The sequence below is a fragment of the Streptomyces sp. NPDC057474 genome, assembly GCF_042802555.1.
In the GTDB taxonomy this organism is placed as follows: Bacteria; Actinomycetota; Actinomycetes; order Streptomycetales; family Streptomycetaceae; genus Streptomyces.
In genome coordinates this window covers 40,055-53,362 of the sequence record NZ_JBHVDX010000007.1, presented here as the reverse complement: position 1 = coordinate 53,362, position 13,308 = coordinate 40,055, and the positions used below count along the sequence as shown (strand labels likewise).

The window sequence follows — 13,308 nt, the reverse complement described above, 5'->3', positions numbered from 1 at the left end:
CGTGAACGAACTGACGGACATCGCGCCCGGCACGCTCATCGCGGTCCATCTGAACTACCGCAGCCGTGCTGCCGAACGGGGCCGGACACCGTCGGCGCCGTCGTACTTCCTCAAGCCGCCCACCACGGTGTCGGTCTCCGACGTCGAAGTCGTCCGACCACTGGGCTGCGGCCTGCTCGCCTACGAGGGTGAGATCGCGCTGCTGATGGGCGACACCCCGGCCAACGTGGACCAGCGCGACGCGTGGCGCCACGTCCAGGCGGTCACCGCCGCCAATGACTTCGGGGTCTACGACCTGCGTTACGCCGATCCCGGGTCCAATGTCCATTCCAAGGGCTGGAGCGGGTTCACCCCGGTCGGCCCCCGGCTGCTGACCGCCGCCGGCATCGACCCACAGACCCTACGTGTGCGCACCTGGCTCGACTCGGAGCTCGTCCAGGACGCGGACCAGGACGACATGATCTTCGGCCCCGAGTACGTGATCGCCGATCTGTCGCGGGTCCTGCGCATCCGCCGGGGAGACCTGATCCTGCTCGGGACGCCGACCGGCTCCAGCGTCGCGCTACCCGGCCAGACGGTCGAAGTGGAGGTCAACGCAGGCGAGTTGAGCACCGGGCGGCTCACCAGGACCGTGACTGAGGGCACGGTGCCCATTCCCGCCGTCGGGGCACTGCCGCGTAACGACCACGATGCCAGGACCGCCGCATTCGGCGAGCGAGGTGGGAACAGATGAACCAGGAAGAACGCACCGAGCCGGACAGTGAAGTCCCACTCACCGAAGTGATCGCGGGGCTCCGGACTGTCGCGGTGGCGACTCTGGCCGCCCAACTGCGCGCCCATGGACTCACCAGCACGGTGATCGACGGCGTCCGACCGACCAGGCCCGGCGCGCGATTCGTCGGCCGCGCCCGGACGCTCAGGTATGTGCCGCTGCGTGAGGACCTCTTCGCCGACTACGGCGGCGGGCTCAACGCCCAGAAGCGTGCGATCGACTCCATACTCCCCGGCGAGGTCCTCGTCATGGACGCCCGCGGTGAGGCGGGCAGCGGCACCATCGGCGACATCCTCGCGCTCCGGGCCCAGGTCCGAGGAGCCGCCGGCATCGTCACCGACGGAGGCGTCCGGGACGCGGCCACCGTCGCCACCCTGGACATGCCGGTCTTCGCGCAGTGCGCTCACCCGGCGGTGCTGGGGCGCAAGCACGTCCCCTGGGACACAGATGTGGCTGTCGCCTGCGGGGGCGCGACGGTGCTGCCCGGCGACATCATCGTGGGCGACGACGACGGTGTCGTGGTCATTCCCCCTTCGATTGCCGCGCGGATCCTCGCCACTTCCGTGGAGCAGGAGCGGCGGGAGGCCTTCATCACCGAGCAGGTGCGCGCCGGTGCGAGCGTCGACGGCCTCTACCCGCTGAGCGGAGCCTGGCTCGAACGCTACGAGGCCTGGGCGACCGATCGAGCCGAAGCGGGTACCGAGCAGGACAGGGAGACCACGTCATGAAGTACCGCACAGACCCCGCCCGCATCCGCGGCTCGATCGCCCCGGTGGTGAGTCCGTTCACCGACGACGGTGCTCCGGACCCGCTGGGCCTGCGCCGTCTGATCGAGTTCCAGCTGGAGAACGGCACGCACGGGATCTCGATCGGCGGATCCACGGGCGAGCCCAGCGCACAGAGCCTCGCGGAGCGGGCCGACGCCATCCGGCTCGCCGCCGAGATCGTCGCCGACCGCGTCCCGTTCCTGCCCGGGACCGGATCGGCCAAGCTCGACGAAACCCTGGAGCTGACCGGCGTCGCTCGCGACGCCGGCGCCGACGCCGCCCTGGTCATCACGCCGTACTACGCGCGGCCGACCCAGGAAGCGCTCTACCAGTGGTACGCCACGGTCGCCCGGGAATATCCCGACCTGCCGATCGTCATCTACAACGTGCCCTCCCGGACCGCGGTCGACGTGGCTCCGGAGACCGTGGGCCGACTGTTCCGGGACTTCGACAACGTCGTCGGCATCAAGGAGACGACCAAGGACTTCGAGCATTTCTCGCGGGTCATCCACGAGTGCGGCCCCGAACTCCTTGTGTGGTCCGGCATCGAGCTGCTGTGTCTGCCACTGCTGAGCCTGGGCGGCGTCGGATTCGTCAGCGCCGTGGCCAACATCGCGCCCGCCGCGGTCGCGGAGATGTACGAGGCCGCGGAGGCCGGGAACCTGGTCCGCGCCCGCGAACTGCACTACAAGCTTCATCCGTTGGTCGACATGGTCTTCACCGAGACGAATCCCGCTGCGGCGAAATGGGTCCTGGCGAAGCGAGGACTGCTGCGGTCGGGTTTTGTGCGGCCGCCCCTGATCCCGCTGACCGCCGACGGACAGGCGCGAGCGGAAGAACTGCTGCGGCAAGCCCTCGATCTGGTTCCAGAGCGGGTGTGACATGCCCGGCGCAAGAAAGTGGTGTCCTCCGAAGCTTGGGGGTCCGGCGCGGCAAAAGATTGCCACGCAATCATCTGTCGCACAGCTAGGTGCCGCCGCTAACCTCGCTGCAACGTCGGTGCGGTCAAATATCGACACATGGAGTCCGATTCGGAGCGCCTCCATGGTTCGTGGCTTCGCGGCGAACGGCAGAGGAGGACATACCTGATGAGTGAGCAAGCGACGAACCGTGCCCACGTCGAGCTGAGTGAAATCTTCAAGAGCTACGGCGGAGTGCATGCCGTGCGGGATGTCAGCTTCACCATCGCCCGCGGCTCGGTACACGCGATCGTCGGTGAGAACGGGGCCGGCAAGTCCACCATCAGCAAGATCATGGCCGGGGTCGTCGCGCCGAGCGCCGGCCGGCTGACCGTGGCCGGCAGGCGCGTGCAGCACTATTCCCCCCGTCATGCTCTGGAAAGCGGCATCGCCATGATGGACCAGGAGCTGGCCATGGTGCCGGCCCGATCCGTTATGGAGAACGTCTTCCTCGGCGTCGAATCACATCGAGCCGGTCTCCTCCGGCCGCGTGACCTGCGTCGTCGCTTCAAGGAACTCTTGCGGAGGACCGGCTTCGACCTCGACGGTGACGCCTGCGTCGGATCGCTTCGCCTGGCCGACCAGCAGAAGGTCGAGATCCTCAGGGCCGTCGCGCGTAATGCCGAACTGATCATCATGGATGAGCCGACCGCGCCCCTGACCATGGTCGAGTCGGAGCAGCTCTACGAGATCATCAGAGGACTACGGGATCAGGGCACGACGATCGTGTACATCTCACATTTCCTCGGAGAGGTCCTCCAGATCTCGGACACCGTGACGGTCATGCGCGACGGTGAGCACGTCAGGACCCGCCCCGCGGCGGAGGAGACCGAGGAATCGCTGGTGCGGGCGATGCTGGGCCGCTCCCTCGAACTCGCCTTCCCCGAGCGCATACCGTGTGCCCCTTCCGTGGACCCTCTGCTCCAAGTCCGGAATCTGACTGCCGCAGGGCGTTTTTCGGACGTCGGATTCGACCTTCGGCCCGGAGAGATCGTCGGCCTGGCCGGCCTCATCGGGAGTGGCCGTACGGAGGTGGCGCGCGCCGTCTTCGGCGCCGATGGCTTCGACTCCGGAACCGTCGTCCTGGACGGCCGTCCGATTTCACGGGGCTCACCACGTGGATCGATCGAGCGCGGTCTCGTCCTGCTCCCGGAGAGCCGTCAGAAGGACGGCCTGGTGATGATGCGATCAATTTCCGAGAACGTGGTGATGGCGAGTCTCGGCGACGTGAGTTCTTTCGGCTTGCTGAGGCGGGGTGGCAGGCAGCAGGCCGTCGAGCACCTCATGCGTGATCTCGGAGTCCGTGCGAGCGGGCCGGACGCACTGGTCAGCGGTCTTTCGGGCGGCAACCAGCAGAAGGTGCTCTTCGCCAAATGCCTCATGGGCGGACCCAGGGTGCTGCTCGTCGACGAACCGACCCGCGGAGTCGATGTCGGAGCGAAGCGAGCGATCTACGAGTTGCTGGTGTCGCTCGCCGCGCAGGGCATGGCCATTCTCGTCATCTCCAGTGACGTCGAGGAGGTTCTCGGGCTCGCACACCGGGTGCTCGTCATGCGCCGAGGGCGTCTCGTGGCGGAGTTGCAGGCTGCGGAGGCGAACGAGGAACGCGTACTCGCGGCGGCGTTCGGCGCGGTCGCGACAACCCAGTGAAGTGCGAAACGACATCAGGCATTGCCACCTGTTCAAGCCGCTGATAGCTTTTCCGAACTAGTAGTCCCGAATATCGGACTCTGGAGGGGTGCCCTCTATGACTGCCCTACCGACCACACCCTCCGCCTCGCCTTCGCCGGCGCCCCCGCGCAAAGGGCGGATCAGTAAAGAGCGGATCACAGGAGCAGCGACACTGCGTGATGGCGCCGTTGTCCTGTTCTTGATCCTTCTGTTCGTTGTTCTGTCCTTCACCACGGACACGTTCCTGACCGTGGGCAACCTCAAGAACGTGGTCGACAGCTCCGTGGGAATGGGGCTGATCGCGTGTGCGGGCACGGTCGTGATCATCGCCGGCGGCTTCGACCTCTCGGCCGCCGCGATTTTCGCCGTATCGGCGATCGTGGGAGTGAAGGTCGGCAACCACACGCAGCCGGCACTCGGCATCGCCGCCGGAATCCTGGCGGGATGCGTACTCGGGCTCGTGAACGGGCTACTGGTCACAGTCGGCCGCATCAACCACTTCGTCGGCACGCTGGGCACGATGATCGCCTACGGTGGCCTGGCAACGGCCATCAGCGGTTCAGGACTTCTCCTGGTCACCGACCCGTCGTTCGCGAACTTCGCCAACACGCAGTTCCTGGGGTTTCGACTCTCCAGCTGGTTCTTCGTGGGCGTCGCGTTGCTGTGTTCCTTTCTCCTGAACTTCACCGTGTTCGGGCGGCAGGCGTTCGCGACCGGGGGCAACCTGGCCGCCGCCAGGCTTTCCGGAGTGTCGACCGGCAAGACACTCGTGGCCGCCTACATCCTGTCGGGCGGCGCCGCGGCGATCGCCGGACTGGTCGTCGCGGCACGCAGCCTTTCCGTCGGGGCATCGAGCGGCGCCAACCTCATCTTCGACGCGCTGGCCGCGATCCTGATCGGCGGGAACAGCGTCCTGGGTGGGCAAGGTGCGATCTGGCGCACCCTGGTCGGCGTCTTCACCCTGGCGCTCATCTCCAATGGCTTCAACCTGATCGGCGTAGACCCGATCTACCAGCAGATCGTCAGCGGTTCGATCATCCTCCTCGCCGTCGGCGTCGACGCATGGACCCGCAGCAGCAGTCACCGCACGTGACGACCGCGCCTCCGCGTCTGCCCGAACGGAGGTGCGGAGCCGTCGACCTTCAGCTGAAACCCCCATCCGAAGGAGCGAACCATCATGCCCGACTACCGCGTGATCCCGGGGCCCGCCCACATTCATCCGTTCGCGACGGCGATCGCCAGTGACGATCTGATCTTCATCTCGGGGCTGGCCGCGCTCGGCGAGACGGCGGCAGACCAGGCGCGGGAGGTCATCGTGGGGATAGCCAAGCTCCTGGAGGACGTCGACAGTTCGCTGTCGGAGATCGTCTACTTCCGCCCGACGATCACCGATCGCGCCTACGAACGCGAAGTCAACGACGTCATCCGGGAGATGCTCCCCGATCCCAAGCCGGCCAGCGGCGCCCTGGCCATCTGCCAGTTGGCCGCGCCCGAACTCAAGGTGGAGTTCGAGGTGATCGCCCAGCGTGGGGCGCGCCTGATCCCGGCCGAATAGGCCGATCCTGAGGACGTAGAGCCCGATTATCGAACGACTTGAGGTGAACATGAGTACGGAGACGGCGAAGGCGCCCTCGTGGGCGTATTACACCCAGCCGGAGTTCGTCGAGGTGGGCGGGCTGAGTACCGCCTACCGACGCAAGGGACAAGGGGAGCGTGTCGTCTATCTCCACAGCGACGGGCTGACACGCGCATGGCTGCCGTTCTTCGAGAAGCTGTCCGGGGCCGTCGACTGCGTGGTTCCCGAGCATCCGGGGTACGGCGAGACACCGATCAACGACGAGATCCAGTCCTTCGAGGATCTCGTCCTGCACTACGACGGCCTGCTCGACGCTCTCGGACTGGAGCCGGTGCACCTGGTCGGCCACGGTCTCGGCGGCTGGCTGGCCGCCGACCTGGCAGTCTTCTACCCCCGCCGCTTCAAGAGCCTCACCCTGATCACCCCGACCGGCCTCAGACTGCCGGACGTCCCGTCGATCGACACCTTCCGGATGTTGCCCGAGGAGCGGCTCTCGGCCCTCCTCAACGGACGTGAGGCGGCGTACGCGGAGTACTTCGAACAGGAAGGCGACCCGGACGACATGATCCGCGCCATGGTCGAGAGCGCGGCCACGGCTCGGCTGATGTGGAATCCGAGATACGACCACCGCCTCGACCACCGGCTCCGGCGCGTGAGCACCCCGACGCTGGTGATCGGCGCCCAGGAGGACCGCGTCGTCCCGACAGCGATGGCCGGACGGTACGCGGAACTCATCCCGGACGCACGGCTGATCACCTTCGAGGGCCCCACGGGGCAGTCGTCCGGTCACCTGCCCCACCTCGAGCACCCGGCCGAGATCAGCGGACTGGTCACGCAGCATGTCGCCGCCAACACGTGAGGAGAACGCCATGACCGACTACGAGTTCAACGTGCTGGTGGAGACACCCTTCCCGAACGCTCCCTACGCACCCAAGCGCAAGTCCAATTACATCGACCTGCCCAACACCCACTACGACAAGGTCCTCGGACAGCACGCGCTCGACGACCAGTTGCACACCATCCGGACGCTGGAGGACCTCGGGTTCGACGGAGTCATCGTCAGCGAGCAGCACAACGGCCCCATCGGCAGTCTGGGCAACCCGATGCTCGCCGCGGCCTACGCGGCGGCGAGCACGCGACGGATCCGCATCGGGGTCGTCGGACCGATCATCAACGACTATCTGTCCCCGTTGCGGCTGGCCGAGGAAATCGCCACGCTGGACACGATGTCCAGGGGGCGGTTCTTCTTCGGCCTCCCGATGGGGCACGGCATGCAGTACCACTCCACGGGAGTCATGAACCCCGCGACATCACGACGTCGCTTCCGTGAGGCCCACGACCTGCTGATGGCGGCGTTCACCCGGCCCGGTCCCTTCGAGTGGAAGGGCGAGTTCTTCAACATTCCCTACGTGAACCTGTGGCCCAAGCCCCTTCAGGAGCCGCACCCGACGGTCTTCATCCCTGGTGGAGGTTCCGTCGAGACCCTGCAGCTCGTCGCGAAGCACCGCTACGTCTACCAGGCCGCCCTCAGCCCGCGGGCAGGTCTCCTGCGCACGGTCGAGACCCTCCGCAATCTGTGCCGGGAGGAGGGGTACGAGATGGACCCGCGCCAACTCGCGCTGGTGGTCACCGTGCACGTCGCGGAGAGCGACGAACAGGCGCGCCGGGAGGCCGAAGCGCACGAGTTGTGGACCTACCAGAACTTCTTCCGGTCGGCGCCGCACGACGTCTTTCCGCCGGGATACATCAGCGAGACGTCCCTGCGGCGGGCGATGGCCGGCGGCTACCGCTCGACGCCGATCAGTGAGCTCAGCTACGACCAGATCGTCGACAACGGCTGGCTGATCGCCGGATCGCCCGAGACGGTTGCGCGCAAGCTGAAGGACTATCTCGACGAGATGGGGGCGGCACGGCTTGTCCTGGGGATGAACTCGGGCACCAAGCCCCGCTGGCTGGCGGACAAGTCGATGACGCTGTTCGCCGAGGAAGTCATTCCCCGTCTGCGCCCGGGCGGCCTGCCGCCCGAGCACGAGGGCAGGCGGTTCGCCTTCGAGACCAACTCCGAGTTCGGAGCGCGCCGTCCGACCGACGCCACCGCACCCACCGCGTCGTTCGGCACAGGTGGCCTGGTCGATGTCAGTACCGCCCATGTGCCGGAACTGCGGGAGCAGGTCGTCGAACCCTGGCCGGCGGGCTGACCGGCCGCGCTCCGGTGTCCGGGCAGCAGGAGTTCGCATCACCCGAGGAGTTGCGATGAAGGCGAGCAAGACACTGGAGCGCGAGCTGGAGTCCCTCAGCTTCGCAGACCTGGAGCACGACCCCTACCCGTTGTACGAGCGTTTGCGCTCCGAGGCGCCGGTCGCCTACGTGCCGGCCGCCGGCGGCTGGCTGGCGACCGGCTACGAGACGGTGAAGGCCATTCACGAGGACACCGAGCGGTTCGCGGCCGTTTTCCCGCCGGAACCGCTCGAGTGCATCGGCGAGCACAACATCCTCAGCGTGGACGGACCACAGCACCGGCGCTACCGCAAGGCGTTGCACGCCTGTCTGGCTCGCCCGGTGGTCGACACGTACACGGACGCCGTCATCCGGGACGTGGTCGAGCGCCGGCTCTGGCAGCTGGACGACCGCTCGACAGCAGAGCTGGTCTCCGAGTACTTCGAACCCATCTCCGTGCTGAGTCTCGGACGCGTCATCGGCATTCCCGAAGTGTCGGCCGACACCCTGCGCCATTGGTTCCGGGGCATCATCCTCGCGTCCTCCAACCTCAACGGGGACATGAATGTCGCACGTGAGGCACACACCATCAGCCGTGAAATCGACGCGGAGATGTCAGAGGTCTTCCAGCGCCTCGATCAGGCCCCGAACGACACGATCGTCTCCCACCTGCTCCGCCACGCGGTCGGCGACAGCCTGGACGAACGGGTCCACGACATCACCCCGACGCTCAAGATCGTGATCGGCGGCGGCCTGCAGGAACCGGGGCACGGCGCCAGTACGCTGGCGGCGGCACTGCTCATGGACGAGCGCCTGAGGGCCCGGTTCGCCGCGGATCCGGAAGCGGTCGTCCGTCCGGCGATCGAGGAAGCCCTGCGGTGGGTCTCGCCCATCCAGGTCAACGTCAGGCGCACCCTTGCCGACGTCGAGATCGAGGGCCAGCACCTGCCTGCGGACACCTTCGTCAACGCCTCGGTAGGAGCCGCGAATCGGGCCCATGAGGTCTTCGGGGCCGACGCGGCGGTCTTCGACATCGACCGCCGAGCAGGTCAACACCTCGCCTTCGGCTCCGGAATGCACTTCTGCTCCGGGAACTACTTCGGCCGAGTGGCGATCCGCTTCGCGGTGCAGAGGCTCTTCGAGCGTTATCCGGACCTGCGACTGGATCCGTCCCATCACGAACCCTCGTTCCGAGGCTTCGTGTTCCGCGCCCCCGAGGCGCTGCATGTGGCTCTGGGCGACCCACGTACGACCTGAGTCCGGAGCCGCGACCATGCCACCCCCGTGCCCACATATCTGGCCCATCAGGCCCCTCTGTTCGGTCCGTGAGGCCGCTGCCACACCACGGACCTTTCCTTCTTCTCCCACCACGCCCATTTCTGTGACTGCTCTGAGGGAGCCTCGATGTCCAGGAAAGCGATGTACCCGCCGTCAGGCCAACCAGCCCCTTCGCTCGCCATCAGCCCGGCCCCTCATGAACCCAGCGACCGTCTGCACGGCAACATGGGTGTGTTCCAGCTCATCTTCACGGTGCTGGCCTTCAATGCACCGCTGGGCATCATCGCGGGAGTCGTCCCCCTGTCGATCGGTTTCGGCGTCGGCATCGGAACACCACTGCTCTTGATCATGGTGTGTGCGCTGATGGCGGTCTACGCCGTCGGCTACACCGTCATGTCGAGGAGAATCCCGGGGGCCGGCGCCTTCTACACCTTTGTCACCGCGGGACTGGGGCGCCCGGCAGGCCTCTCGGCATCGTTCATCGCCGTGGTGGGCTACACGTTGGGCATGACAGGAATTCTGCCGTTCGTCGGACTGGCGATGGAATCCCTGATCACCACCTTCCACGGCCCCGACACTCCCTGGTGGGTCTGGTCGCTCGTGGTCGCCTGCGGAGCCGCCGTCCTCGGGGTGCTCCGCGTCGACTTCTCGGCCCGCGTGCTCGGCATCCTTCTGGTCCTCGAGGTCTTCGCGGTGCTCGTCTTCGACGCGGCCGTCGTCGTCTCCGGCGGCGACACAGGGCACCTCTCGGCGCCCTCCTTCAACCCGCAGCACCTCTTCGCGGGTGGACTGGCGGCAGGCCTCGCCTATGCCTTCATCGCTTTCTCCGGGTTCGAGTCGACCGCGATATTCCGCGACGAGGTACGTGATCCGGAACGGACGGTGCCCCGGGCGACCTACCTCTCGGTCGCGCTGCTCGGAATCCTCTACAGCGTCGGATCCTGGCTCCTCGTCCAGGCGTACGGTGAGGACAACGCGGCCCCGGCCATCGCGGCCGGTCCGGCCTCCGCGTTTCTGGGAAGCATGCGCGAGTACGTGGGACTCGTCGCTTTCGACATCACCACGGTTCTCGTGGTGACCAGCAGTTTCGCGTCGGTGACGGCCATACACAACGTCATCGCCCGGTACCTGTTCAACCTCGGCCTCGACGGCATCCTTCCGCGTTCGCTGGGGACACCGCACCCTCGCTTCGGCTCTCCGCACCGGGCGAGTATCGTCCTGAGCGTCGTCACGGTCGGCTTCGTGCTTCTCGCGGCTGCCTCGTCCCGGTCCGCCACCAAGATCTACGCCACCCTCACAGGTACCGCCGGATACTTCCTGCTGCTCCTCATGTGCCTGTCGGCTGTGGGGATCGTCGCCTACCTGGTGCGGCAGTGGCCGACCGAGGTGACCGTCTGGCACCGGATCATCGCTCCGGTGACAGCCGCCGCCGTGATGATAGCCGTGGCCATCACCATGACCTCCAACATCGACCTGCTTACCGGTTCGAGTTCGGCGTCGGCGGTGGCCATCGCGGTCCTGATCGGTTGCATGGTGACCGGCTCGTCGGTGGCCGTGCTGCTCCGTTCCCGGCGCCCCGACATCTACCGGCGGATCGGTACCCGGGAATGACTGGTCCGTCCCGCCTCCCCGGGATGCGAACCGTCAGATCGGGTAGTGCGCGTGGCCCACGGCCTGCGCGGTGACCCAGCGCGTGTCGGTGAAGGCCTCGGCGCCCGCCTGCCCGCCGAAGCGGCCGTAGCCGGAGCTCTTCACGCCGCCGAAGGGAGCCTGGGGTTCGTCCGCGATCGACTGGTCGTTGACGTGGACGATGCCGGTACGGAGCCGGCTCGCGACCTCCAAGCCCTTCGCCAGGTCCTCGGTGATGACGCCGGCGGTCAGCCCGTACGGGGTGTCGTTGGCGAGCGAGACGGCCTCGTCGGTGCTGTCGACCACGTGGACCACGGTCGCCGGACCGAAGATCTCGTCGTAGTAGACCTTCATCGCCTTGGTGACCCCGGTCAGTACCACCGGCCGGATCAGCGTGCCCGGCTCCTCGATCTCGCCGGTGCCCGCGGCCAGTTCAGCGCCGAGGGAGACCGCGTCCGCGACAAGCGCCGAGACCCGGCGGGCGGCGGCCTCGTTCACGACCGGGCCGACGGCGGTGCCGGGGTCGCTCGGATCGCCGTACGGCAGAGCCTTCACGCGGGCGGCGAACTTGGCCGTGAACTCGTCCGCTACCGAGCGGTGGACGATGATGCGGTCCACGCACATGCAGATCTGCCCAGCGTTCATGAAGGAGCCGAAGACCGCGGCGTCCACCGCGTAGTCGATCTCCGCGTCCGCAAGCACCAGCAGGGCGTTCTTGCCGCCGAGTTCGAGCACGGCGGGCTTGAGGTGCTGGGCGGCCTGAACGCCGATGGTGCGGCCGACCTCTGTGGAACCAGTGAAGTTGACCATCTGTACCCGGGGGTCGGCGATCAGCGCGGAGACCACTTCGGCGCCGTCGGCGCGGTCGTTGGTGACGACGTTGAGCACACCGGCGGGCAGGCCGGCCTCGTGCAGGACGTCGGAGATCAGCAGACCGCAGGCGATCGGGGCGTCCTCGCTGGGTTTCATCACCACGGTGTTGCCCATCGCGATCGGCATCGCGACGGCACGGACACCGAGGATGAGCGGCGCGTTCCACGGCGAGATCGCGGCGATGACACCCTTGGGCACCCGGACCTGCGCGGAGTAGACGCCTTCGGCGTTCGTCGTGAGGGTCTGACCGGTCGGCCGGGTGACCTCGGCCGCCGCCTCCAGCAGGATGTCGGCGGCCAGGCGGGCGTTGAAGCCCGCCCAGGGTGCGACGCCGCCGACCTCCGTGGCCATCACTCGTACGACCTCCTCGGTCCGCTCGGCCATCAGCTGCGCGGCGCGCAGGAAGATCCGGCGGCGTTCGGCCGGCCTGGTCGCGGCCCACGCCTCGAACGCGGAGTCGGCGGCGTCCACGGCACGGCGTACGTCGTCGGGGGTGCCTGCGGCGACCTCCGCACAGACGGCGCCGGTCCAGGGGTTGATGTCGGAAGCGGTGCGGCCGGAGGAGGCGGGGATCTCCTGGCCATTGATGATCAGTCCTCGGGAGGTGGACACGGGTACTCCTGGGGTGTGGTGGGGAAGTGAGGGCTCAGGCCTCGGCGGACGCGGGCGCGGACGCCGACGAGGGGGCGTCGGCCCGGCGGGTACGCCAGGCACGGTGGGCGAAGCCGACGAGGGCCGGGGCGACCAGCGGCGCGATCATGTAGTTCCAGAAGTGCTCGTACGTGTCGGAGAGCAGGGCTGGGCCGAAGGCGCGCGCCGGGTTGATGCTCGCGCCGGTCACGGTGCCGAGGGTCGCGATGACTACGCCCACGCCGATGCCGATGACCGCCGGGATCAGAGCCCTCAGGGAGGGCCTGGCCATCACCAGCGTCACCGCGACGAACACCGCGGCGAGCGCGGCACCCTCGATGAGGAACAGTTCGAGCGCGCCGGTCCCGGGTGCGGGGTGCACGGCCGCGTATCCGATCTGGCGCACGGTCTTGCCCCATACCAGCCCGGCCAGCGCGGTCCCGGCCACGGATCCGGCGAGCTGCGCGGCGACGTACGGGAGGACCGCACGGCCCGGGAACAGGCCGCTCGACCACAGGAAGACGGTGACACCCGGGTGGAGGTGGCCGCCTGATCTGCGGCCGAGCGGCGAGTACATCAACGCGGCGATAACCACGGCGACGGCGAGTCCCGCGACGGCGAACAGGGTGTGCGGGTTGCCGATCGCCAGCGACGAGCCGGGAAAGGCCAGCCAGCGGACCAGGCTCACCACGACTAAGAGAAGCACTGTGGTCAGCGCGAATTCGTAGGCGCTGTGCCGGACGAGATCCGCGCGGCTCTGGGCGGAAGCACTCATGGGAGTCCTCAAGGCGGGGGCGGGGGAGACGGGCAGCCCGGTAGGACGCGTCTGCAGCATCGGGCTTTTATTTTTCGCTGAGTGAACTTATATTCATCTAGCGAGTGGCCCGAGTCTGCGCGATCGTCGTGACGGCTGTCAATGGCCGGTAGCGTTCTTCG

The 13,308-nt window shown here is 67.5% G+C and carries 12 protein-coding genes; 10 read left to right on the top strand and 2 right to left on the bottom strand.

Features of this window, described 5'->3' with window-relative positions; all coding sequences use genetic code 11:
- Position 1: 1 nt before the first annotated feature.
- From ACFU53_RS03290 to ACFU53_RS03245, 10 genes are all read left to right on the top strand, one after another.
- On the top strand, positions 2 to 733 hold the full coding sequence (locus ACFU53_RS03290) for a fumarylacetoacetate hydrolase family protein (RefSeq protein ID WP_383985540.1): 732 nt from the start codon (positions 2 to 4) through the stop codon (positions 731 to 733).
- Positions 730 to 1,500 carry a ribonuclease activity regulator RraA gene (locus ACFU53_RS03285; protein WP_383985539.1) on the top strand — a complete coding sequence of 257 codons (771 nt, stop codon included), beginning with the start codon at positions 730 to 732 and terminating at the stop codon, positions 1,498 to 1,500. Before ACFU53_RS03290 ends, ACFU53_RS03285 begins: the two co-directional genes overlap by 4 nt.
- Complete coding sequence (gene dapA, locus ACFU53_RS03280; protein ID WP_383985537.1) at positions 1,497 to 2,420, top strand: 4-hydroxy-tetrahydrodipicolinate synthase; 924 nt, start codon at positions 1,497 to 1,499, stop codon at positions 2,418 to 2,420. The genes ACFU53_RS03285 and dapA overlap by 4 nt, the downstream gene beginning before the upstream one ends.
- Before the next feature lie 207 nt (positions 2,421 to 2,627).
- Positions 2,628 to 4,148: a sugar ABC transporter ATP-binding protein gene (locus ACFU53_RS03275; RefSeq protein WP_383985535.1), complete on the top strand. Its 1,521-nt coding sequence runs from the start codon at positions 2,628 to 2,630 to the stop codon at positions 4,146 to 4,148.
- Between the two features lie 97 nt (positions 4,149 to 4,245).
- Positions 4,246 to 5,262: an ABC transporter permease gene (locus tag ACFU53_RS03270; RefSeq protein ID WP_383985533.1), complete on the top strand. Its 1,017-nt coding sequence runs from the start codon at positions 4,246 to 4,248 to the stop codon at positions 5,260 to 5,262.
- Between the two features lie 84 nt (positions 5,263 to 5,346).
- Positions 5,347 to 5,724, top strand: a complete 378-nt coding sequence (locus tag ACFU53_RS03265; RefSeq protein ID WP_383985531.1) for a RidA family protein — start codon at positions 5,347 to 5,349, stop codon at positions 5,722 to 5,724.
- A 49-nt stretch (positions 5,725 to 5,773) separates the two neighbouring features.
- Positions 5,774 to 6,604, top strand: coding sequence for an alpha/beta fold hydrolase (locus ACFU53_RS03260; RefSeq protein ID WP_383985529.1), 831 nt, complete (start codon positions 5,774 to 5,776; stop codon positions 6,602 to 6,604).
- A gap of 10 nt (positions 6,605 to 6,614) precedes the next feature.
- The gene (locus ACFU53_RS03255) at positions 6,615 to 7,943 is read left to right on the top strand and encodes an LLM class flavin-dependent oxidoreductase (protein ID WP_383985527.1); all 1,329 of its coding nucleotides are present in this window, start codon (positions 6,615 to 6,617) and stop codon (positions 7,941 to 7,943) included.
- Between the two features lie 55 nt (positions 7,944 to 7,998).
- A complete protein-coding gene (locus tag ACFU53_RS03250) occupies positions 7,999 to 9,219 on the top strand; it encodes a cytochrome P450 (protein ID WP_383985525.1) in 1,221 nt (406 codons plus the stop codon).
- Positions 9,220 to 9,366: 147 nt separating this feature from the next.
- Positions 9,367 to 10,851, top strand: a complete 1,485-nt coding sequence (locus ACFU53_RS03245; protein ID WP_383985523.1) for an APC family permease — start codon at positions 9,367 to 9,369, stop codon at positions 10,849 to 10,851.
- A gap of 33 nt (positions 10,852 to 10,884) precedes the next feature.
- Here ACFU53_RS03245 and ACFU53_RS03240 read toward each other — a convergent pair whose 3' ends face one another.
- Positions 10,885 to 12,354, bottom strand: a complete 1,470-nt coding sequence (locus ACFU53_RS03240; RefSeq protein WP_383985521.1) for an aldehyde dehydrogenase family protein — start codon at positions 12,352 to 12,354, stop codon at positions 10,885 to 10,887.
- Between the two features lie 34 nt (positions 12,355 to 12,388).
- Positions 12,389 to 13,147: an aquaporin gene (locus ACFU53_RS03235; protein WP_383985519.1), complete on the bottom strand. Its 759-nt coding sequence runs from the start codon at positions 13,145 to 13,147 to the stop codon at positions 12,389 to 12,391.
- Positions 13,148 to 13,308: the final 161 nt, after the last annotated feature.